20 protein-coding genes are annotated in these 23114 nt (G+C 48.3%); 15 read left to right on the top strand and 5 right to left on the bottom strand.

What is annotated here, in order from left to right; translation table 11 throughout:
• Positions 1-65 precede the first annotated feature (65 nt).
• Positions 66-1343: a NupC/NupG family nucleoside CNT transporter gene (locus H7R58_RS20580; protein ID WP_106925218.1), complete on the top strand. Its 1278-nt coding sequence runs from the start codon at positions 66-68 to the stop codon at positions 1341-1343.
• Here H7R58_RS20580 and H7R58_RS20575 read toward each other — a convergent pair.
• The gene (locus tag H7R58_RS20575) at positions 1338-2201 is read right to left on the bottom strand and encodes a YjjW family glycine radical enzyme activase (RefSeq protein WP_182929513.1); all 864 of its coding nucleotides are present in this window, start codon (positions 2199-2201) and stop codon (positions 1338-1340) included. The genes H7R58_RS20580 and H7R58_RS20575 overlap by 6 nt on opposite strands.
• Positions 2173-3723, bottom strand: a complete 1551-nt coding sequence (locus H7R58_RS20570; protein WP_182929512.1) for a YjjI family glycine radical enzyme — start codon at positions 3721-3723, stop codon at positions 2173-2175. The genes H7R58_RS20575 and H7R58_RS20570 overlap by 29 nt, the downstream gene beginning before the upstream one ends.
• A 258-nt stretch (positions 3724-3981) precedes the next feature.
• Between H7R58_RS20570 and deoC the strand changes: the two genes are divergently transcribed.
• From deoC to H7R58_RS20545, 5 genes are all read left to right on the top strand, one after another.
• Entirely contained in the window at positions 3982-4761 is a 780-nt protein-coding gene (gene deoC, locus H7R58_RS20565) for a deoxyribose-phosphate aldolase (RefSeq protein WP_035894562.1), read from the top strand.
• Positions 4762-4907: 146 nt separating this feature from the next.
• Positions 4908-6230: a thymidine phosphorylase gene (gene deoA / locus H7R58_RS20560; protein ID WP_106925221.1), complete on the top strand. Its 1323-nt coding sequence runs from the start codon at positions 4908-4910 to the stop codon at positions 6228-6230.
• Between the two features lie 52 nt (positions 6231-6282).
• A complete protein-coding gene (gene deoB, locus H7R58_RS20555; RefSeq protein WP_106925222.1) occupies positions 6283-7506 on the top strand; it encodes a phosphopentomutase in 1224 nt (407 codons plus the stop codon).
• 103 nt (positions 7507-7609) lie between these two features.
• The gene (gene deoD, locus H7R58_RS20550) at positions 7610-8329 is read left to right on the top strand and encodes a purine-nucleoside phosphorylase (protein ID WP_000224864.1); all 720 of its coding nucleotides are present in this window, start codon (positions 7610-7612) and stop codon (positions 8327-8329) included.
• A 184-nt stretch (positions 8330-8513) separates the two neighbouring features.
• Positions 8514-9005, top strand: a complete 492-nt coding sequence (locus tag H7R58_RS20545) for an REP-associated tyrosine transposase (protein ID WP_182929510.1) — start codon at positions 8514-8516, stop codon at positions 9003-9005.
• A gap of 88 nt (positions 9006-9093) precedes the next feature.
• On the opposite strand, the gene lplA is transcribed toward H7R58_RS20545, so the two are convergent.
• Positions 9094-10110 carry a lipoate--protein ligase LplA gene (lplA, locus tag H7R58_RS20540; RefSeq protein WP_182929509.1) on the bottom strand — a complete coding sequence of 339 codons (1017 nt, stop codon included), beginning with the start codon at positions 10108-10110 and terminating at the stop codon, positions 9094-9096.
• Positions 10111-10128: 18 nt separating this feature from the next.
• The gene (locus tag H7R58_RS20535) at positions 10129-10761 is read right to left on the bottom strand and encodes a YtjB family periplasmic protein (protein WP_146145700.1); all 633 of its coding nucleotides are present in this window, start codon (positions 10759-10761) and stop codon (positions 10129-10131) included.
• 104 nt (positions 10762-10865) lie between these two features.
• Between H7R58_RS20535 and serB the strand changes: the two genes are divergently transcribed.
• The 9 genes from serB to H7R58_RS20490 all read left to right on the top strand — a co-directional run bounded on the left by serB (position 10866) and on the right by H7R58_RS20490 (position 21710).
• A complete protein-coding gene (serB, locus tag H7R58_RS20530) occupies positions 10866-11837 on the top strand; it encodes a phosphoserine phosphatase (protein ID WP_106925224.1) in 972 nt (323 codons plus the stop codon).
• A gap of 10 nt (positions 11838-11847) precedes the next feature.
• Entirely contained in the window at positions 11848-13230 is a 1383-nt protein-coding gene (gene radA / locus H7R58_RS20525; RefSeq protein ID WP_106925225.1) for a DNA repair protein RadA, read from the top strand.
• A gap of 119 nt (positions 13231-13349) precedes the next feature.
• Complete coding sequence (gene nadR, locus H7R58_RS20520; protein ID WP_182929508.1) at positions 13350-14576, top strand: multifunctional transcriptional regulator/nicotinamide-nucleotide adenylyltransferase/ribosylnicotinamide kinase NadR; 1227 nt, start codon at positions 13350-13352, stop codon at positions 14574-14576.
• A 472-nt stretch (positions 14577-15048) separates the two neighbouring features.
• A complete protein-coding gene (locus H7R58_RS20515) occupies positions 15049-15825 on the top strand; it encodes an ABC transporter permease (RefSeq protein ID WP_106925227.1) in 777 nt (258 codons plus the stop codon).
• Positions 15822-16484, top strand: coding sequence for an ABC transporter ATP-binding protein (locus H7R58_RS20510; RefSeq protein WP_182929507.1), 663 nt, complete (start codon positions 15822-15824; stop codon positions 16482-16484). Before H7R58_RS20515 ends, H7R58_RS20510 begins: the two co-directional genes overlap by 4 nt.
• A 43-nt stretch (positions 16485-16527) precedes the next feature.
• The gene (locus tag H7R58_RS20505) at positions 16528-18924 is read left to right on the top strand and encodes a glycosyltransferase (RefSeq protein ID WP_227674939.1); all 2397 of its coding nucleotides are present in this window, start codon (positions 16528-16530) and stop codon (positions 18922-18924) included.
• 92 nt (positions 18925-19016) lie between these two features.
• Complete coding sequence (locus H7R58_RS20500; protein WP_182929505.1) at positions 19017-19835, top strand: hypothetical protein; 819 nt, start codon at positions 19017-19019, stop codon at positions 19833-19835.
• Positions 19836-19899: 64 nt separating this feature from the next.
• Positions 19900-20709 (top strand): capsule biosynthesis protein CapC, encoded by an 810-nt coding sequence (locus tag H7R58_RS20495; protein WP_182934520.1) that lies wholly within the window; start codon positions 19900-19902, stop codon positions 20707-20709.
• A gap of 359 nt (positions 20710-21068) precedes the next feature.
• Entirely contained in the window at positions 21069-21710 is a 642-nt protein-coding gene (locus H7R58_RS20490) for an acyltransferase (RefSeq protein ID WP_182929503.1), read from the top strand.
• A gap of 151 nt (positions 21711-21861) precedes the next feature.
• Here the strand turns inward: H7R58_RS20490 and H7R58_RS20485 are convergent, their stop codons facing one another.
• Positions 21862-23109: a capsule biosynthesis protein gene (locus H7R58_RS20485; protein ID WP_106925238.1), complete on the bottom strand. Its 1248-nt coding sequence runs from the start codon at positions 23107-23109 to the stop codon at positions 21862-21864.
• Between the last annotated feature and the right edge of the window lie 5 nt (positions 23110-23114).

Below are 23114 nucleotides of genomic sequence, written 5' to 3'. Positions count from 1 at the left end.
GACGTTATAATCGGCGCCGTAGGTTTGCCGTAATATTTATATTTTTCAATACACAGGGACTCTGTATGCAAATCCTCATGGGACTCATCGGCATGGTGGTGCTGCTCGCCATTGCCATACTTCTTTCCAGTAATCGTAAAGCAATTAATCTGCGCACCGTGTTTGGCGCCTGGCTTATCCAGGTCGGCATCGGCGCGCTCATCCTCTATGTACCGGCCGGGCGAAAAGTGCTGCTGGCGATGTCTGAAGGCGTGGCTAACGTTATCGCCTACGGCAACGAAGGGATCGGCTTCCTTTTCGGCGGTCTGGTATCCGATAAAATGTTTGAAGTATTCGGCGGCGGCGGCTTTATTTTTGCGCTGCGCGTACTGCCGGTCATCGTCTTCTTCTCTTCGCTGATCGCCGTGCTTTACTATCTTGGCATCATGCAGTTTGTCATCCGCATTCTGGGCGGCGGCCTGCGTAAGGTGCTGAAAACGTCGCGTACGGAATCGCTTTCCGCCACCGCAAATATCTTTGTTGGTCAGACGGAAGCTCCGCTGGTGGTACGTCCGTACATCGCCACCATGACGCGCTCCGAGCTGTTCGCCGTTATGTGCGGCGGGCTGGCGTCGGTGGCCGGTTCCGTGCTGGCGGGCTATGCGCAGATGGGCGTGCCGCTGGAGTACCTGATTGCAGCGTCGTTTATGGCGGCGCCGGGCGGCCTGCTGTTCGCGAAAATCATCATTCCGGAAACGGAAACACCGCATGATTCTCCTGCGCTGGAACAGGACGCGCAGGGTACGGATGCCCCGAGCAACGTGCTTGACGCGGCGGCCTCTGGTGCGGCATCCGGGATGCAGCTGGCGCTGAACGTGGGGGCAATGCTGCTGGCGTTTATCGCGCTGATTGCGCTGCTGAACGGTATCCTTTCCGGCGTGGGCGGCTGGTTTAACTATCCGGAGCTGTCGTTGCAGCTGATCCTTGGCTGGGTCTTCTCGCCGCTGGCGTGGGTGATTGGCGTACCGTGGAGCGAAGCGACGGTGGCCGGGTCGTTTATCGGCCAGAAGCTGGTGATTAACGAGTTCGTGGCGTACATGAACTTCGGTGAATACCTGAAAGCAGATGCGGAAGTTGCCGCGGCTGGTTTGCAGGTGATTTCTAACCACACCAAAGCGATTATCTCCTTTGCGCTGTGCGGATTTGCCAACCTGTCTTCTATCGCGATTTTGATCGGTGGGCTGGGCAGCATGGCGCCAAAACGTCGTCCGGAGATTGCGCAGCTCGGGCTGAAGGCCGTTGCTGCGGGCACGCTTTCTAACCTGATGAGCGCCACGATTGCCGGCGTGTTCCTCGCACTATAAGTAAAGCGCCGGAGGGATAATCTTCGTGATTCCTCCGGCCTGCAGCGCTTGGCTCAGGGCTTCAATATCCTGTGGCCCGGCGCTGCGCCACGTTTTTGCCTCTCCATAAACCCCGTGTGCGTGAAACGCGTTCAAACGAACGGGCACATCGCCAAGGCTGGTAATAAATGCGCAGAGCGACTCGGCGTTTTGCCGATAATCCGTCTGGTCGGGAATCACAAGCAGCCGCAGTTCGCTGAGCATGCCGTGCTGCGCCAGCCAGAGTATGCTTTGCTTAATGCGCGCGTTTCCTCGGCCGGTCAGCGCGACATGACGTGCATTGTCCCACGCTTTTAAATCGACCATGACGCCGTCGCATAGCGGTTGCAGCTTCTGCCAGCCGCTTATCGGCAGTTCCCCGTTGCTGTCAACAAGACAGGTCAGATGCCGAAGCCCGGGCATGGCCTTCAGGCGCGCGAACAGCGCGCAGATAAACGGCAGTTGGGTAGTGGCTTCGCCGCCGCTGACGGTGATGCCCTCAATAAACGGCGCGACCTTGCTAATGTGCTGAATGACCTGTTCCACGCTCATTGACTGCGCCATGGGCGTCGCCTGCTGCGGGCACATGTGCAGACAGGTATCGCACTGCTGGCAGGCGTCGGGCTGCCACGCTACGCGGCCATCATCGATGCGCAGCGCCTGGTGCGGGCACTGCGCTACGCATTCGCCGCAGTCGTTGCAGCGCCCCATGGTCCAAGGGTTATGGCAGTTTTTACAGCGCAGATTGCACCCTTGCAGGAACAGGGCCAGGCGGCTGCCAGGCCCGTCAACGCAGGAGAACGGGATGATTTTACTGACTAAAGCGCATCTGCTGTTCATGACTGACGACACGAGGTTGACGCTCCAGGATACGGGTATTACGTGCGGCTTCTTCACCGAGCCAGGTGGTGTTGGTACGTGAGCCTTCTGCGCGGTATTTCTCCAGATCGGACAAGCGCACCATGTAGCCGGTCACGCGGACCAGATCGTTCCCGCTGACGTTGGCGCTGAATTCACGCATACCGGCGTTAAACGCCCCCAGGCATAGCTGCATCACCGCCTGCGGGTTACGTTTTACCGTCTCATCGAGTGTCAGTATGTCGCTGATGCCGGCCGTGTAGTACGGGTGGTGCGGTGCAACGGTCAGTAGATGGGTAATCGGATCCGGTTCGTCGCCGTATGGCAGACGCGCACCCGGTGTGGTGCCGGTGTCTGAGCTTATCCCCGACTGCGCGTGCAGCAGCGCGCGCTGCTGCCAGCCGTACTGCACCGGCGTTTGCGCGACGAACTCCGCCAGTGCGGCGCTGATGCGGTAGGCGAGCGTGTTTGCTTGCTCATCCTTACCGTAGCGCCCGTCAATGCCGTTGCGTTCACACAGCTCGTTGACCGCTTCTGCTAGCGAATAAATGCCGAACATGGGCACAAAGCGCGCGGGATCGATCAGCCCTTCATTGACCAGGAAGCTATTCTCAAAGAAGCCGGATTGCTCGTAGAGGAAGCGACAGCGCGCATCAATGATGGCGATTTGCTGCTGACAGTAGTGCGGCAGTGTGCGGTTAAAGAAGTCATCGATGGAGTCACTGCGTCGGGCAACCTGCTGCAAATTCAGACGCACCAGCGTGCTGCCGCCGCCGGCGAGCGGCAGCGAGTTGTAACAACTCACGATGCCATATTGACCGTTTGTGAAAATTCTATCATTTTCCGGGCCGTTGGCGATATGCGGCTTACTGCACTCACAAATATTTTGTGCCACCTGGAGCAGCAGATCGTCAGGGGTAATTTGCGGATCGTAGATAAAGGTCAGGTTTGGTGCAACCTGCTTTAATTCGGCATCTGCGCGTAAAATTGCGCGCGTAATTGGCGTATCGTGTGGGCCAATGTTGACGTGGGTGAATGCGTCGGGCAGCGTGCGATCCAGGTAGCGCCAGAAACGTTTTATTCGAATATCGATTTCATCTTGTGTTAGAATTCTAACATATGGCGACAGCAGCGCATCAAGATGGCCCAGGTAGACCGGCATGGCGGTCACGGAAGGGACGTGATGATAAAGAATCGTCAGCAGCGAGAGCGCGTCATCCAGATCCTGTGCGCCTTCCAGCTCGAGCCATTGGGAGCCGTTGGCAAGAAAACGTTGATAGTCCGGTAAGACATAGCGCGGTTTATACGGCGCATGTCCTTCGAACATATCGCAAATGACGCCTTCAGCCAGCGCGGCCTGCGCCGCTTCGGGGAGCGCAGGGTACGGCAGGGCGTTCTCGGCTTCCAGCGCCAGGAAATGACGCTTTTGTTCCGGGGATAACACGGAGCTTGTCACAATTTGCTGGCAATGTTGCAGCAGCGGTGTATCGAGCGAAGTGGGCATCTTCAGTTCCTCAGACGAGAGATGCGCGAAGTGTATGAAAAACGATGAGGCTATCTTTTGATCCTATCGGCTGAAGTGGCGCTTTATTTGCCCACGGAGGCTTGAAAGTTTGAAGTTGATCGCGTTGTTGTTATGCAAATTTGTACGAAGTTTTCACTAAGTGTGATGAATGTCGAAGTGTGAGCGCGGGGCGGTGTTACAATAATCACAGACCCGCAAGGTAACGATTTGAACGGCAATGCGCCGTCGGAGAGCAAAATGACTGATTTAAAGGCAAGCAGCCTGCGTGCGCTGCAGTTAATGGACTTAACCACCCTGAATGAAGATGACACCGACGCGAAAGTCATCGCGCTGTGCCATCAGGCTAAAACCCCGGTGGGTAACACCGCGGCAGTTTGCATCTATCCGCGTTTCATCCCAATTGCGCGTAAAACGCTGAAAGAGCAGGGGACGCCGGATATCCGCATCGCAACCGTCACCAACTTCCCGCACGGCAATGACGACATCGAGATTGCGCTGGCGGAAACCCGTGCGGCGATTGCCTACGGCGCAGATGAAGTTGACGTGGTGTTCCCGTACCGCGCGCTGATCGCCGGTAACGAGCAGGTAGGTTTTGATCTGGTGAAAGCCTGTAAAGACGCGTGTGCTGCGGCAAACGTACTGCTGAAAGTGATCATCGAAACCGGCGAGCTGAAAGAAGAAGCGCTGATTCGCAAAGCGTCTGAAATTTCTATCAAAGCTGGTGCAGATTTCATCAAAACTTCTACCGGTAAAGTGCCGGTGAACGCGACGCCAGAAAGTGCGCGCATCATGATGGAAGTGATTCGTGACATGGGCGTACAGAAAACCGTGGGCTTCAAACCGGCGGGCGGTGTGCGTACTGCGGAAGACGCGCAGCTGTTCCTGTCTATTGCTGACGAACTGTTCGGCGCGGATTGGGCTGACTCCCGTCACTACCGCTTCGGTGCTTCTTCCCTGCTGGCCAGCCTGCTGAAAGCACTGGGCCATGGCGACGGTAAGAGCGCTAGCAGCTATTAAAATCTGAATTGTCCTGTGTAGGCCGGATAAGGCGACAGCCGCCATCCGGCAAATTTGCCTGATGGCGTTTCGCTTATCAGGCCTACAACGGAGATGTTCTGTGCTGGGGGCTTCGTGCTTATCCAGCCCACAATAAGGAGGGTACCTTGTTTCTCGCTCAAGAAATTATTCGCAAAAAACGTGATGGCCTGGCGCTGAGTGATGAAGAGATTCGTTTCTTTATCAACGGTATTCGCGACAACACCATCTCTGAAGGGCAGATTGCCGCGCTGGCGATGACCATTTTCTTCCATGATATGAGCATGCCAGAACGTGTCTCATTGACCATGGCGATGCGAGATTCAGGCACTGTCCTGGACTGGAAGAGCCTGAACCTCAACGGCCCGATTGTTGACAAGCACTCTACCGGCGGCGTCGGTGACGTTACCTCTCTGATGCTTGGCCCGATGGTTGCTGCCTGCGGCGGCTACATTCCGATGATTTCGGGTCGTGGCCTTGGTCATACCGGCGGAACGCTCGACAAGCTGGAGGCGATTCCGGGTTTCGACATCTTCCCGGATGACAACCGCTTCCGCGAAATTATTAAAGACGTGGGGGTGGCGATTATTGGGCAAACCAGCTCGCTCGCACCGGCGGATAAACGTTTTTACGCTACCCGCGACATTACCGCGACGGTGGACTCTATTCCGTTGATCACCGCGTCTATCCTCGCCAAAAAGCTGGCAGAAGGGCTGGATGCGCTGGTGATGGATGTGAAAGTGGGCAGCGGCGCATTTATGCCGACCTACGAACTCTCTGCTGCACTGGCGGAAGCCATTGTTGGCGTGGCCAACGGCGCGGGTGTGAAAACCACCGCACTGCTGACCGACATGAACCAGGTGCTGGCGTCCAGCGCAGGTAACGCCGTTGAAGTACGTGAAGCGGTGCAGTTCCTGACGGGGGAATACCGCAACCCTCGCCTGTTAGATGTCACGATGGCGCTGTGCGTTGAGATGCTGATCTCCGGTCGTCTGGCGAAAGATGACGCTGAAGCGCGCGCCAAACTGCAGGCGGTACTGGATAACGGTAAGGCGGCTGAGATCTTCGGTCGCATGGTTGCCGCGCAGAAGGGGCCGACTGATTTCGTTGAAAACTATGCGAAATATCTGCCAACGGCGATGCTCAGTAAAGCGGTCTATGCTGATACCGAAGGTTTCGTGAGCGCGATGGACACCCGTGCACTGGGTATGGCCGTCGTGTCTATGGGCGGTGGTCGTCGTCAGGCGTCGGACACTATTGATTACAGCGTCGGCTTTACCGACATGGCCCGTTTGGGCGATAGCGTCGACGGGCAGCGCCCGCTGGCGGTGATCCACGCCAAAGATGAGGCCAGCTGGCAGGATGCGGCGAAAGCCGTCAAAGCGGCAATTAAACTGGACGATAAAGCCCCAGAAATTACACCGACAGTCTATCGTCGTATCACTGAATAACGATATACTGATCTGATCGCTTTTTTACAGCGCAAGATGTATGGAGAACAAGATGAAACGTGCATTTATTATGGTGCTGGACTCCTTTGGGATTGGTGCAACGGAAGATGCTGACCGCTTTGGTGATGTTGGCGCCGACACGATGGGCCACATTGCAGAAGCCTGTGCCAAAGGCGAGGCTGACCACGGCCGTAAAGGCCCGCTGAATTTGCCTAACCTTACCCGTCTGGGGCTGGTGAAAGCGCATGAAGGTTCTACCGGCAAAATTGCCGCGGGTATGGACGGCAACGCCGAGGTCATTGGCGCCTATGGTTGGGCGCATGAACTCTCTTCCGGTAAAGATACGCCGTCAGGCCACTGGGAAATCGCCGGCGTGCCGGTTCTGTTCGACTGGGGCTACTTCAGCGACCACGAAAACAGCTTCCCGCAGGAACTGCTGGATAAACTGGTAAAACGTGCCAACCTGCCGGGTTACCTCGGTAATTGTCACTCTTCCGGTACCGTGATTCTGGATCAACTGGGCGAAGAGCATATGAAAACCGGCAAGCCGATTTTCTATACCTCTGCGGACTCCGTATTCCAGATCGCCTGCCATGAAGAGACCTTTGGCCTGGATAAACTTTACGAGCTGTGCGAAATCGCCCGTGAAGAGCTGACCGAAGGTGGTTACAACATTGGCCGCGTTATCGCGCGTCCGTTTATCGGTGATAAAGCGGGTAACTTCCAGCGTACCGGTAACCGCCACGATCTGGCCGTTGAACCGCCGGCACCGACCGTATTGCAGAAACTGGTTGATGAAAAACACGGTCACGTAGTTTCCGTCGGTAAGATTGCGGATATCTATGCGAACTGCGGTATCACCAAAAAAGTGAAAGCCACCGGCCTGGATGCGCTGTTTGATGCCACCATCAAAGAGATGAAAGAAGCGGGTGATGAGACGATTGTCTTCACCAACTTCGTGGACTTCGACTCTTCCTGGGGTCACCGTCGCGATATCGCCGGTTATGCCGCAGGTCTGGAGCTGTTCGACCGCCGTCTGCCTGAGCTGATGGAACTGGTCGGTGAAGATGACATTCTGATCCTCACCGCTGACCACGGCTGTGACCCGAGCTGGACCGGTACCGACCACACCCGTGAACACATTCCGGTGCTGGTGTACGGCCCGAAAGTGAAACCGGGTTCGCTGGGCCACCGTGAAACCTTCGCGGATATCGGCCAGACGCTGGCAACGTACTTTGGTACGTCGCCGATGGCTTACGGTAAAAACATGCTGTGATGCAATTGCCCGGTGGCGCTTCGCTTACCGGGCCTACGTTTTTTGTAGGCCTGATAAGGCGTAGCCGCCATCAGGCGCTGACAATTTAAATAAGGATAAAACGATGGCAACCCCACATATTAACGCTGAAATGGGCGATTTCGCTGATGTTGTGCTGATGCCGGGCGACCCGCTGCGTGCGAAGCACATTGCTGAAACTTTCCTCGAAGATGTCCGTGAAGTGAACAACGTTCGCGGCATGTTAGGTTTCACCGGTACCTACAAAGGCCGTAAGATCTCCGTGATGGGTCACGGTATGGGTATTCCGTCCTGCTCCATCTACACCAAAGAGCTGATCACCGATTTCGGCGTGAAGAAAATCATTCGCGTAGGCTCCTGCGGTGCCGTGCGTATGGACGTCAAACTGCGTGACGTGGTTATTGGTATGGGTGCCTGCACCGACTCCAAAGTTAACCGTATCCGCTTTAAAGATCATGATTTCGCCGCTATCGCTGACTTCGACATGGTGCGTAACGCTGTTGATGCGGCAAAAGCGCTGGGCGTAGACGCGCGCGTGGGTAACCTGTTCTCTGCCGATCTGTTCTATTCTCCGGACGGCGAAATGTTCGACGTCATGGAAAAATACGGCGTGCTGGGCGTGGAAATGGAAGCGGCGGGCATCTACGGCGTAGCCGCAGAATTCGGTGCGAAAGCGCTGACCATCTGCACCGTGTCCGACCATATCCGTACTCACGAGCAGACTACTGCCGCTGAACGTCAGACGACCTTCAACGACATGATCAAAATCGCGCTGGAATCCGTTCTGCTGGGCGATAAAGAGTAACGTTGTTTGTGTGCCCGGTGGCGCTTTGCTTACCGGGCCTACAGTCTGTTGTAGGCCGGATAAGGCGCAGCCGCCATCCGGCAATTCGTCGCATATATTGCGAGCTTCCTTCTCAAAACTCTCTCCCAATCTTGCCATCTGCAACGAACCCGATAAGGTCGAATTTTGTTAAAGGAAAAACAAAATGTCGAACTATCGCCGCCATTACATCAACGGTGGAACATGGTTTTTCACCGTAAATCTCAAAGACAGGCAAAGCGATCTTTTAATCAGGAATATTGCTGAACTCCGTGCCGCAGTTCGTGTGGTTAAGCGCATTAAACCCTTTTATATCGACGCCTGGGTCATTCTCCCCGAGCATCTTCACTGCATCTGGACGCTTCCCGCGAATGACTGTGATTTTTCTTCTCGCTGGCGTGAAATTAAAAAGCGATTCACTCAATCATTGCTACACCAAACCGTGTGGCAGCCGCGATTCTTGGAGCATACGATACGCGACGAGCGTGATTATCGCCGCCATATCGATTACATCTACATCAACCCGATAAAACACGGTTGGGTATCGCGTGTTCAGGATTGGCCGTTTTCGACCTTTCATCGACATGTTCGCGAGGGCGTTTACCCGGTCGATTGGGCCGGGGAGTTGATGGACCTTGAGACCGGAGAACGCTGTTAATGCCCGGTGGCGCTGTGCTTACCGGGCCTACAATCTGTTGTAGGCCGGATAAGGCGTAGCCGCCATCCGGCAATTCGCTATCAGTCGCTTAGCGCACGGCCCCTGCGACCCACGCCGCCAGCTCACGAAGCTCGCTTTCCTGATCCGGATATTCCGCAACCAGCGCTTCAAAAGTTTGCTGTAAAACATCGGCGCGATACTGGCAGCCCTGTAGCCGCTCCGCCAGTGCTTCCAGCGGCGCGGGGTTGAGGCTATCGGTGAAGATCTGGGTACGGGTAATCACGCCTTTTTCAACGTCGAAATGCAGTTCAACGCCGCCCCAGGTGAAACGCTCGTCCAGCAGATGCGAGAAGGCCGGCGCCTGACCAAAGTTCCACTCCCAGCTGCTCTGGCGGGCAAAGGTTTCGGCAAAATTCGGCAGATCCGGCGCTTTGTCCGGGGAGATAATCTCGGCGTCTACGCGTTCGCCATAGTGACGGAAAAAGGCCTCGGTTACGGCGGTACAAATCTGCTCGTGAGTCACGTCAGGCAGCAGTTCCACCAGGTTAGCGACGCGGCCGCGCACGGAAGTAATACCTTTCGCCTGTAGCTTTTTCTTATCCGGATTCAGATAGTTTGCCAATCGGCTTAGATCGGCATTCAGCAGCAGCGTGCCGTGGTGAAAACCACGGTCCTTGGTCTCGCGGTACGCGGAGCCGGACACTTTGCGCTCGCCTTCCTCGGTTTTGACGATCAGATCGTTACGCCCGGAGGCCTCTGCGGTCACACCGAGTGAATTCAGCGCTTCAAGCACGATAGCGGTTGAGATCGTTTTATCGTACTCCGGTTTGCCCGCCATAAAGGTAAAGCAGGTGTTGCCGAGATCGTGGAACACCGCGCCGCCGCCGCTGCTGCGTCGTGCCAGCCGGACGTTATCTTCTTCCATGCGGCGGGTGTTGCACTCTTTCCACGGGTTTTGCGCGCGGCCAATCACGACCGTGTCCGCGTTGCGCCAGAGGAACAGCACCCGCTGGGTGGCAGGCATCTGACGGAAAATACACTCTTCTACCGCAAGGTTAAACCACGGGTCGTGAGAGTCTGAAAGCAGCAGGCGCAGCGTTGTCATGGCGATTTCCTTTTCTGTTTAGTCTTTATCTTCGTCCTGTACCGGCTTGTTCGCGGTTAACAGGAACGGTGACTGCTGCCAGCGGGTGCGTTTGCCGCGCAGCAGCGTGCGGGCCAGCACCACGCCAATGGCCAGCGACAGCAGCAACATCAGGCGTAAAATATTGGTGGTGTTATCCACCTGGCGGGATTCCGTGGCGATGGTATGGGTATCGAGCGTCAGGCGCAGATAGCCGAGCGGGCCATTTTTGCCGTTGATTGGCTCGACAATCTGCTGGTTAAAATACCCCCCGGCTTTTTTACCGTCCAGCGCTAGCCGATCGCGAAGCGCTACCTGCTCGCCGGCGCGGGCGATAAGGTTGCCCTCTTCATCATAGACGCCAGCGTCCAGGATGCGGCTTTTGGCGGTGAGCTGTTTCAGCAGTTGGCCAATCTTTTTCTCGTCTGGCGTTTCGGTTTTCATCATTGGCGCGAGGTTCAGCGACACCTGATATGCCAGCGTTCTTGCCAACTCTTCAAGCTGTGGGTTTCGTTGTTTCTGGCTTTGCTGGCTGAACCAGGAGGCCCCCTGCATCAGCGCGACAAGCAGCGCGAGACAGATCAGGACAATGACCGTACGATGCAGCCGAAATTTCAGTTTTGCGCGAACCATATTCCACCTTTGAAAATTTACAGCTTAATGTTGCCAGAAGCGCTGGTTACAAGGTAGCCTCATGCGTTATTTTCCTGGGCTTAATAAAGAAGATTGGAGCTGTAATGCCAAACAGTTTGACCTGGTGCGACCTGCCTGAAGATGTCTCCTTGTGGCCTGGGTTGCCGCTTTCGCTCAGCGGTGATGAAGTGATGCCGCTGGATTACCATGCTGGCCGTAGCGGCTGGCTGCTGTACGGCCGCGGCCTGAATAAAGAACGTCTGACGACCTACCAGCGCAAGCTGGGCGCAGCGATGGTGATTGTTGCCGCCTGGTGCGTGGAAGATTACCAGGTCATTCGTCTGGCAGGGTCATTAACGCCGCGGGCGACGCGTCTGGCGCACGACGCCGGGCTTGATGTTGCTCCGCTGGGCAAAATTCCGCATCTGCGTACGCCGGGCCTGCTGGTGATGGATATGGACTCTACGGCCATTCAGATCGAGTGTATTGATGAAATCGCCAAGCTGGCAGGCACCGGCGAACTGGTTTCTGAAGTGACGGAACGTGCAATGCGCGGTGAACTCGACTTTAGCGCCAGCCTGCGTCAGCGGGTAGCAACGCTGAAAGATGCGGACGCTGATATTCTGCGTCAGGTGCGCGATACGCTGCCGTTAATGCCGGGGCTGACGCAGCTGGTGCTGAAGCTGGAAACGCTGGGCTGGAAGGTGGCGATTGCCTCCGGCGGCTTTACCTTCTTCGCGGAATATCTGCGCGACAAGCTGCGTCTGACCGCCGCGGTGGCCAACGAGCTGGGCATTCGCGACGGCAAGCTGACCGGTGAAGTGGTCGGTGATATCGTCGATGCGCAATACAAGGCGAAAACGCTGCTGCAGCTGGCTGAAAAATATGAAATTCCGCATGCGCAAACCGTGGCTATCGGCGACGGCGCCAACGACCTGCCGATGATCAAGAAAGCCGGTCTGGGGATTGCGTATCATGCCAAACCGAAAGTGAATGAACAGACGGAAGTCACTATCCGTCATGCCGATTTAATGGGGGTGTTCTGCATTCTCTCCGGCAGCATGAATCAGAAATAAAGAGGTTAACGTGGCGAAAGCTCCTAAACGCGCATTTGTTTGTAATGAGTGCGGTGCGGACTACCCGCGCTGGCAGGGGCAATGCAGCGCCTGCCATGCGTGGAATACCATCACCGAAGTGCGCGTAGCCGCTTCTCCCACGGTCGCACGTAACGAGCGCCTGAGCGGCTATGCCGGTAATGCTGGCGTGGCTAAGGTGCAGAAACTGTCGGATATCAGCCTGGAAGAGCTGCCGCGTTTTTCGACTGGCTTTAAAGAGTTCGACCGCGTGCTGGGCGGTGGCGTGGTGCCCGGCAGTGCGATCCTGATTGGCGGTAACCCGGGGGCGGGGAAATCGACGCTGCTGCTGCAAACGCTGTGCAAGCTGGCAGAGCAGATGAAAACCCTATACGTCACCGGCGAAGAGTCGTTGCAGCAGGTGGCGATGCGTGCGCACCGTTTGGGCCTGCCGACCGCTAACCTGAATATGCTCTCGGAAACCAGCATTGAGCAGATTTGCCAGATTGCCGAAGAAGAGCAGCCGAAGCTGATGGTTATCGATTCCATCCAGGTGATGCATATGGCGGATATCCAGTCGTCGCCGGGCAGCGTAGCGCAGGTGCGCGAAACCGCCGCTTATCTGACGCGCTTTGCTAAGACGCGCGGCGTGGCTATCGTCATGGTGGGGCACGTCACCAAAGACGGCTCGCTGGCGGGCCCGAAGGTGCTGGAACACTGCATCGACTGTTCGGTGCTGCTTGACGGTGATGCCGACTCGCGTTTCCGTACGCTGCGCAGCCATAAAAACCGCTTTGGCGCGGTGAATGAACTGGGCGTTTTTGCCATGACCGAGCAGGGGCTGCGTGAAGTGAGCAACCCTTCCGCTATCTTCCTGAGCCGCGGCGATGAGGTCACTTCAGGCAGTTCGGTGATGGTGGTATGGGAAGGCACACGGCCGCTGCTGGTTGAGATTCAGGCGCTGGTGGATCACTCGATGATGGGTAACCCACGGCGAGTGGCCGTTGGCCTTGAGCAAAACCGTCTGGCGATCCTGCTGGCCGTATTGCATCGTCACGGTGGTCTGCAGATGGCGGATCAGGATGTGTTCGTCAATGTGGTCGGCGGGGTGAAGGTCACTGAAACCAGCGCCGACCTGGCGCTGTTGCTGGCGATGGTCTCCAGCCTGCGCGACAGGCCGCTGCCGCAGGATCTGGTGGTATTTGGCGAAGTCGGCCTGGCCGGCGAGATTCGCCCCGTGCCGAGCGGGCAGGAGCGTATTTCTGAAGCGGCGAAGCACGGCTTCCGCCGGGCTATTGTTCCTGCCGCTAACGTACCGAAAAAAGTCCCGGAAGGGATGAAGGTGTTTGGCGTGAAGAAACTCTCCGACGCGCTTAACGTCTTTGACGACCTATAGTGACCGACTCCGGCGCGCGCTGCGACGCCGGTCTCTTTCTCCCCGGATAGTACCGTGAGTACATCCGGGTTTTTTGTATAATGGGTAGATGATTTACCCCAATTTTGCAGGAGGCTCTTGTGTCGTCGTTCGACTATCTTAAAACCGCAATCCGTCAAAAAGGCTGTACGTTGCAGCAGGTTGCAGACGCCAGCGGTATGACCAAGGGCTATTTAAGCCAGCTTCTCAACGCCAAAATTAAAAGTCCCAGCGCGCAAAAGCTGGAAGCGTTGCACCGTTTCCTCGGGCTGGAGTTTCCGCGCCAGCAGAAAAATATCGGCGTGGTGTTTGGTAAATTCTACCCGCTACATACGGGGCATATTTATCTGATTCAGCGCGCCTGTAGCCAGGTGGATGAGCTGCATATCATCATGGGGTACGACGATACCCGTGACCGCGCGTTGTTTGAAGACAGCGCGATGTCGCAGCAGCCTACCGTGCCCGATCGCCTGCGCTGGCTGCTGCAGACCTTTAAGTACCAGAAGAACATTCGTATTCATGCTTTCAATGAAGAGGGCATGGAACCGTACCCGCATGGCTGGGATGTGTGGAGTGCGGGCATGAAAACCTTTCTGGAAGAGAAGGGGATTCAGCCAAACTGGATCTACACCTCTGAAGAGTCCGACGCGCCGCAGTATCTGGAACACCTGGGAATTGAAACGGTGCTGGTGGACCCGAAACGAACGTTTATGAATATCAGCGGCGCGCAGATTCGTGAGAACCCGTTCCGCTACTGGGATTACATCCCAACGGAAGTGAAGCCGTTCTTCGTGCGCACGGTGGCGATTCTCGGCGGTGAATCCAGCGGTAAGTCGACGCTGGTGAATAAGCTGGCGAATATCTTTAATACCACCAGTGCATGGGAATATGGCCGCGATTATGTGTTCTCGCATCTGGGCGGCGACGAAATGGCGTTACAGTATTCCGACTATGACAAAATCGCCCTCGGCCACGCGCAGTATATTGATTTTGCAGTAAAGTATGCCAACAAGGTGGCTTTTATCGATACCGATTTTGTGAGCACCCAGGCGTTCTGCAAAAAGTACGAAGGCCGTGAACACCCGTTTGTACAGGCGCTGATTGATGAGTATCGCTTTGACCTCGTCATCCTGCTGGAAAACAACACGCCATGGGTGGCGGATGGGCTGCGTAGCCTGGGAAGCTCCGTCGACCGCAAAGAGTTCCAGACGCTGCTGGTATCGATGTTGAAGAAGAACAATATCGAGTTCGTGCATGTGGAAGAGGCGGATTATGATTCGCGCTTCCTGCGCTGCGTGGAGTTGGTCCGGGAACTGATGGGCGACTAACGAGCATAGGGCTTATCAGTTGATAAGCCCTTTCTATTTCACATCTGTATTTTTATTATTATTGATATCATATTTATATAAATTATTTTTGTTTTATTATCTATAGCTATTTTTGATATTAATAAATAATGAAACAACCATCTTCAATATGGGTTATATATCCATTCTGATAATATCCTATCAAAAATTATTTATTTTAAAATGTACTTTTAATTTAATTAAACCTGATGGGCTACGAAACAATCTGATATTGAGTACAATATAGCAAGGCATAAGTGCCTTCTGAAATGTTCAATGGAGTGATGTTTCGGGCCTCTGCAATAGCTGAAATAAATAAGCAAGTATTTAATATATTTGTGGCCTCCCCCCATTAAACATTTCCCCAGGATATAAGTCGTTCTCGATTAGCAAGCTGGTAGCTATGAGCCATGGGCGGTAGCGTGCCAAAAATAAAGTTATGGACAGAGGTTGTATGGCGAGAAGTGGCTTAGAAGTACAACAGGCGGTTATCAAAGCGCTGTTTATGAGGGAAATCAAAACCCGCTTTGGGAAGTATCGGCTTGGGTATCTGTGGGCGGTGCTGGAGCCTGCGGCGCATTTGATGGTACTTGTTGGAATATTTGGTTTTGTGATGCATCGTACAATGCCTGATATTTCATTTCCTGTTTTTCTTATAAACGGAATAATTCCATATTTTATTTTTAGTAATATTACGTCTCGTTGTGTTAATTCTATTGAAGCAAACCAAGGATTATTCAATTACAGACCTGTAAAACCTATAGATACTATCTTAGCTAGGGCTATACTAGAAACTGCAATTTATATATTTGTTTACGCCATACTCATGTTTATTCTTGGTTTCCTTGGTGAAGATATGGAGATAAATGGTATTGTTAGTTTGGTTATGACATGGATGCTGTTGTTTGTTTTCTCATGTGGAATTGGTATGGTATTCATGGTTATTGGGAATGCATTTCCTGAAACGGAAAAATTCCTGCCTATAGTGGTTAAACCGCTTTATTTTATTTCATGTATTATGTTTCCTTTACACTCTATTCCAAAAGAATATTGGCCTTATATTTTATGGAATCCAATTGTTCATGTTGTAGAACTTAGCCGAGAGGCTGTTTGTGTAGGCTATTTGAGTGAGGGAGCTAGTATTCAATATTTATCTTTTATTTCCTTGGCTATTATTACACTGGGTTTGACAGTATATCACTTTAGAGAGAAGGCAATGTTAACTTCATGATAAAAATAGAAGGTTTAACTAAAACATATAAAACGCCTAAAGGGAGACATTTTGTGTTTAATAATTTAAATGTAACCATCCCTTCCGGAAAAAGTGTTGCAATTATTGGGCGGAATGGTGCTGGGAAATCAACTCTATTACGGATGATTGGTGGTATAGATCGCCCCGATAGTGGGCGAATAATAACTGATAGAACAATTTCTTGGCCTGTCGGATTAGCCGGGGGGTTCCAGGGTAGTCTTACAGGGCGCGAAAATGTGAAATTTGTTTCTCGTCTTTATTCTAAGAAGAGTGAATTGAAAGAAAAAGTCGATTATGTCGAAGAGTTTGCAGAGTTGGGGCATTATTTTGATATGCCCATTAAAACATATTCCAATGGGATGCGTTCACGGCTAGGGTTTGGTTTAAGCATGGCATTCAAATTCGATTATTACCTTGTAGATGAAGTCATAGCCGTTGGGGATGAAAGATTTAAGCGTAAATGTAAGGAGGTTTTTTCTCAAAAGCATAAGGAATCATCATTTCTAATGGTTGCACATAGTCCAACAATATTAAAAGATTATTGTGATGTTGCAGTTCTTTTTGATGCCAAGTCAGAATGCCATTTTTTTAGTTCTGTAGATGATGCTTTGAAAGAATATAATAAATTTCAGAGTTGATATTTTGCTTTTTATATCTAAATGGATTGGTGCTTTTATGGATATGTCTAAGAAAGATGATCTTCTAATTTTGATTAGTGAAAAGGGCGGGTTACAGGCTAGGGATAATGGATTCGCTTACTTCAAACATAGAATCGAACATGGATATAAAAATACTTTTTATATTTATGAGCGGGATAACATCGATATAGAGTCGCTATCTCTATTTAAGAGAAATATAATATTAAAAAATAGTTTAATGCATCGAAGATTGTTTTTTAAGGCAGACTATTTGATGCTTAATGATGGTTATATGGATGTATTCCCTTCTTTCAAAAAAACACCATTATCAAAAGGATGGGCTCCAATTTTCTATCTTCAGCATGGAATTATTTCTTATAAAAAGATTCATTTCTATAAGGGGCATTATAATGGACGGGTTAGGTATTTTAGTACATCATTGAAAAATGAGAAATATATTGTTAGCGATATACTTCAGTCAAAATCAGATATACATCAAATTAACAAGATAATTTCTAAATATAAGATACCACATTTAAAAGGCTATGTTGAGAAAAAAGATTTAAAAGACTTTTACATTAAATTGCTTAATTCATATTATACTCAAGAAAAAAATGTTGAAGAAGTTGATTTAAAAGTTTTAAGAAAGCTGATTATTAGCATTGGTTTTCTTGATTGTCGGATTGCAAATTGTGGTCTGCCGAGACATGAGAATCTGCAGAATATCACTAAGAAAAATAAATCATTATTATTTTTCTTTACTTGGCGAGACGAATGGACTAAGAAAAGTGATGACAATTCATTTCTCCAGCTTGTTCGAGCTATAAAGTCGTCACATGGTATTTTGGATTTTGCAGAAGAACATAATTTGCAGATTAGATTTTATCTTCATGAAAAAATTTTAGGACTGAAGGATAAACTTTATCAAATATTTGATGGGAACATAGATTTTGCTGGGCAGAATGACTTTAACAGTGTTCTGGAAGATACTGCAATCTGTATCACTGATTATTCATCTGTTGCTTTTGAATTTAATTTGTTAAAAACCCCAGTTATATTTCTTCATTTTGATTATGATCAATATAAATATGAGCGAGGACACTTTATGTCATCGCCATATGATTTTCTGGGAGTAACTGTTAGAACTGTCAAAGAAATTGAAAATTATCTTTCAAAAGAGAATTCTTATGAAAAACTGAATGCGCTAGCGGCGGTTAATTATACCAAGGTAAAAAATGATTATGAAGGGTTTAGTAAAACTAATAAGTTCGTAGACTTACTTATTGAAAAAAAACAAAAAAATATTATTTTTTTCTGCTACAACGCATATGGAGTTGGCGGAACTGTACAAACTGTAATAAATCAAGCGAATTTTTTAGTTTCAATTGGTTATTTGGTAACTATAATTTCGTTGAGGAAGACATCTGACACTCCTGTATTAAATATAGATCCTAGTGTTAGGTTGGAGTTTTTAAATGATGTAAGAAGTAAAGGGAAATATCGAACGCCATTAGAGAATGCATTATCAAAGATGCGTTCTAGATTATTCTATCAGACAGAAGATTTATATTCAGGGTTATCACTACTAACAGACATTAAACTAGTTAAAATAATTAGGAGTATACATAATAGCGTGCTTGTAGGTACATTCCCTGGCGTTTGTATAAATCTTATAAAAAACTCAAATAATACAAATAAAATAGTTGTTCAGGAACATAAAGAGTTTAATTCGCATAGTGAAGAAATTAAAAAAGCGATAATTAAAAATTACAACAATGCATCAAAAGTAATTGTTCTAACTGAATTTCAAATATCAGACTATTTAAGTAATGGCGTCAAAAACATTACAAACATCCCCAATGGAATTGCAGATCAACTCTCATTGTTATCATTAGTTGGTGAGCGAAAAAAGACCAATCGAATAGTTTCATTTGGACGATTGGTCGAAATGAAACAGTTTGATTTGTTAATTGAGTCATTTTCTATTATTGCTGTAAAGTATCCTGATTGGAAATTAGATATTTATGGTGATGGTGAGCAAAAACCACTATTAATGGATATGATAGAAAAATTGAATTTGAAATCACAAGTACGGATCTGCCCACCAACTTCTTTAGTGTATGAGGAAATATATAATAGCGATTTTTGTGCCTTGACCTCTTCTAGGGAAGGTTTTGGTATGGTCTATATTGAAAGTTTCAGCATGGGTAAACCAGTCGTCAGTTTTGATATTGAGTATGGGCCAAAGGAATTTCTCAAACATGAGTTTAACTCTCTGGTTTCTCCTTGTTTTGATGTTCATCATTTAGCTTCTCAAATGGAACGCTTAATAAATGATAATGATTTATTAGATAGGCTGGGAGTAAATGCAAGGAAAACCTATATCGAACGATATGAGATATCTAAAGTTGTAGAAAGGTTCTTGGAGGTCTGTGATTAATGTCAAAAATGAGAAAATTAGTTCACAATCCAAAGTTGTTTTTCAATGATGCGTTATCAAAACGATTTAATAAGACTCAAAGGAAAATAGTAATGAACGGAAAAGCAAGTGAAGTAAGTAAAAAGAACAATGATGCGCAAGCAAATATACCTTTACTTAAATATAACCTTGAGGCAGTTAAAGTTAATTTGGTTGTTGTTGATGTTATTTCTGATAATATTGCAAAGTCTGATATATTGAAATATCAATGCCGCTCTATTGAAAAATACACCAATTTCAATCGGGTATATTATATTTCAAAAAACATAAAAACTCTAAATAATAATTATGTTATATATGAGACGTATCAGGATTTTTTTGAAAAGGTTGTGTTGCGAATATCTCCAAAAAAAGAAATTTTCGTATTCATTGATATGAATTTCTTTTTTTTACGAAATGTCAATGTTTCTGACTTTATAAGTAACGCAGGAGTGCCATTTACTTATATAACAAAGCAATTTAAAAAAGATGAAAGGCTAATGGATGTTCTTGGCCAATTATTGCCAGGGGCTTCAGTTAATTTCTCCTCAATAAATAACTATTGCTGTATTGATAATATGCAATTGGTCCATTACAACGACATTGCTAAAGATATTGATAACAATGCATTCTATCTTTTTGATTTTTTACCAGTTGTTAATTCTTTGGTTGGCAAGGACACTGTAAAGGCTACTCCTGTACAATATGCAAATCTTAGTTATGGTTACATGGAGAAATTTGTATGGATAAAATCAGTACATGGTTCTAAGCGCTGTCCATTGGCAATTACATTTAACCATGCAATCAAGGATAAAGCTGATTTCGATACCTTCCTTAATGATATTGTACCCCATGAGTCAATATCTGAGAACGAAATTATTTTAGATAATTAACCCTTGATATATGAGGGGAGGGGGACCTCTCCTCATTAGAATGAACTCTGTTGGTGATTGATTTATGAATTTAAAAATTAATAGGAAAGTTAGGAAGTTTATATCACATCCAGGCCTGTATGTTAGAGATGCATTAATTAATAAATTTCCTCTTGTCTTAAATCAATGTGATGTTCAATCATTAACGGAAAACATCATTTACGATACCGAATTTAATATTAATAAGGGTTTTTCTCCCAGTTGTAACATTGATGTTGTGTATACATGGGTTTCTTTAAATGATTCATCGTGGGTAGAAAAAAAGAATAGCTATATATCAAATGTAGGCGATTTTGAATTGTATGCAACGGAGGATTCAAGATATACTGATCATAATGAACTTTATTTCTCTATTCTTAGTGTAAATAAGTATCTTCCTTGGGTTAATAATATATATGTTGTAACGGATGAGCAAATTCCGGAGCTTCCTGCTCTCTTCTTAAATAAAGTAAAAATTATTGTTCACAAAGAAATTATTCCGACTGAGTTTCTCCCAACATTTAATTCTCATGTTATTGAAGCCTATTTACATAAAATACCTGGGCTGTCTGATGATTTCATTTATTTTAATGACGATTTTTTTGTTGCTAGAGAGATGGATTCATCTCATTTCTTTAGATCTAATGGACATGCCAGTTTATTCGCGAGTGCAAAAAGTATAATTTCTATGAATGATATTGGGAGGAGGACTGCGACGCTCTCTGCATGCAATAATGTTAATGAATTATTCAAAAGGAAACTTAACGTTAAATATGATAGGGCAATAACTCATACTTATGTTCCGCTCAAAAAAAATATTATAACCTTGCATTTGAACTATTTGGTGATAGGATAAACGCGTTTTCTAAAAATAATTTTAGATCAGGGGAGGATTTGAATCTTGCTACTTTCTTAGTTCCGTATCTGCAATATTATTTTGGAGATGCATCCCCTAATATTGATATTAGTGTTTACTTTAATATAAGGTCTCCATCGGCTAAAAGTTTTTATAACTATTTGCTAAGTGCAAAAAAAAATAATAATTTGCCACACTCTTTTTGTGCAAATGATTTTAGTTCAAATGAATTTTCAGATAATAGTTACTGCAATGCATTGTCAGATTTTTTAAAAGATTTTTATAGGTAGAGGCATTGTGTGATTTTTAATCTAAACTTGATTTTTTTATTTTTTAAATAAACTTATTGGCGGTGTAACATGAATGAAGATATAGAACAACAAATTGCACGATTCATCGCGGCTGGAAATGAGGTTGTCGGTCGGCCATCCAGAGTTACTGGTGTGTTTTCTCTCACTTATGGGAAAAGCAACGGGTCAAAAATTATATTTGGTGATGGATGTATTTTAAATAATTTTTCATTGAATCTAGAACAAGGCAACGGTCTTTTAGACATTGGTTCTTCAACCTATATTCGTGGGCGTTACTACATAGGCTCAGACTCTAAGATTATTATTGGTCAGAAAACAGTCATGAATAGACATGCGTTGTTCACGGCTATGGAAAAGGCTAACATACTGATTGGAGATGGGTGTCTTTTTTCTGATATCTCAATATCTACAACGGATTGGCATTCAATAATAAGTATTGAGACTGGTGAGAGAATTAATCCGGCTCGTGATGTGAAAATTGATGACTCAGTATGGATTGGAGAAGGAGTTATCGTACAGAAAGGCGTAACAATTGGTAGCGGAAGTATAATTGGCGCAAAATCTATTGTGACGAAACCACTACCTAAGAACACCTTGTCTGTGGGGATTCCCGCGAAAGTAATTAAAGAGAATGTTAAATGGCAAAGAGAATTAATATCAATGGAGCCACTTCCTGTTCGTGTGTTATGAATTATAATTTTTCTCTCTTCTAATATTTGTATTTTATATTTTTCAATGTTGTATTGGTTGATCTTATATAATGGTGTTTCTATGTTATAAAATTTGGTCTATTATTTAAAAGGTAATAACAAATATTCTATTGTTATACTCGAACACCCTTTCACTGCAAAAACCACTTCCCCTCCATAACCTTCTCTTCGTGAGTCACCTGATACTGCACCATTTCAGGTGACTTCCGTCCATAAAACACCGCATTAATCTGCGTATTAGCCCGCAAATAAATGCTAAATTTCTTAAACAATTTCATATCAGGATTAAAATGTCCCGTCCAGAACTGGTTTAAATGCCCCTGGTACGTCAGCCCTTTAATGTCATACAGCGCCTGCCCCATTACTTTCAACGGTTTGTTGTGGATCAGCGCAGAAATTCCTGCCGTGCTGTTAATCGTGATAACCGCCTTCGCATGCGTCAGCATTTTGGGCATTGGCAGATCGTGAACATAAATAACCCGGCTACTCACGCCATACTGTTTGCTCAGCTTTTTAATCAACGGCCCATACAGTCGATGCCCACGATCCATCGGATGGTGCTTAAACACCAGGGAATCCGTGGGTAATGCCTTCTTCGAAAACGAATACATCACGTCGTTGATGTAGTTACGCACATCCTTATAAGGACTGTGGTTGCGTATCTGGCTGTCGTTGTAAACCTGAAGAATGGCGAGAAAATAACGTTTATCCAGCTTGCTCTTTAGCATGCCCATCACGTGGCGTTCTTTATAGCGATACCACTGTTTTCTCCAGCCGGCACGGATCCAGCATTTACCTTCATACCAGGGTGAAAACACCTTGTGATGGCGATACTGGGGGAATTGCTCTCGATGATACCAACTGACCAGGTAATACCATGTGGCGTGCCAGATACGCAGCTTAGTTGAGGGCTTCAAACTGTGTACCTCAAGTTCTGCTTGCTCGGGGAGCTGGCGATAGAATTCAGGATCGCGGGGAAGGGATGAATAAGCGTTTACGCCCCCATTTTCCAGGGTAATGAAGTGTGGCCGTAGGTAGCCCTCTTCGAAAGCCAGGAAGCGCACGCCTTTGGCTTGCGCCCAGCGCTTAGCGGCCTGATGGAGGTGGCGACAGTCACCGAAACACAGGATGGTATCGAAGGGATAGGTTTGCCATGTCTCTTTTAGCCAGTGCGGAAACTCTCCTGGCGTTTGCTTGTACGTTAAGTACTGCCTGGTACGGCAGTAAAAACGATCGCCGGCGTTAAAGACGACATTCATAGCCTCGCGGCCCTGGGACTCCAGCCATTCCGCCATATCGTTGAAGAACGGGCCCATTGGCCCCTGCAAAAGCAGGTAGCGCTTTCCTGAGAGGAGCGTATTAATCGTATTACTGTTCATGGAGA

Source organism: Klebsiella sp. WP4-W18-ESBL-05, from assembly GCF_014169075.1.
GTDB classification, from domain to species: Bacteria; Pseudomonadota; Gammaproteobacteria; order Enterobacterales; family Enterobacteriaceae; genus Kluyvera; species Kluyvera ascorbata_B.
This window is presented reverse-complemented; position numbering and strand designations above follow the sequence as displayed.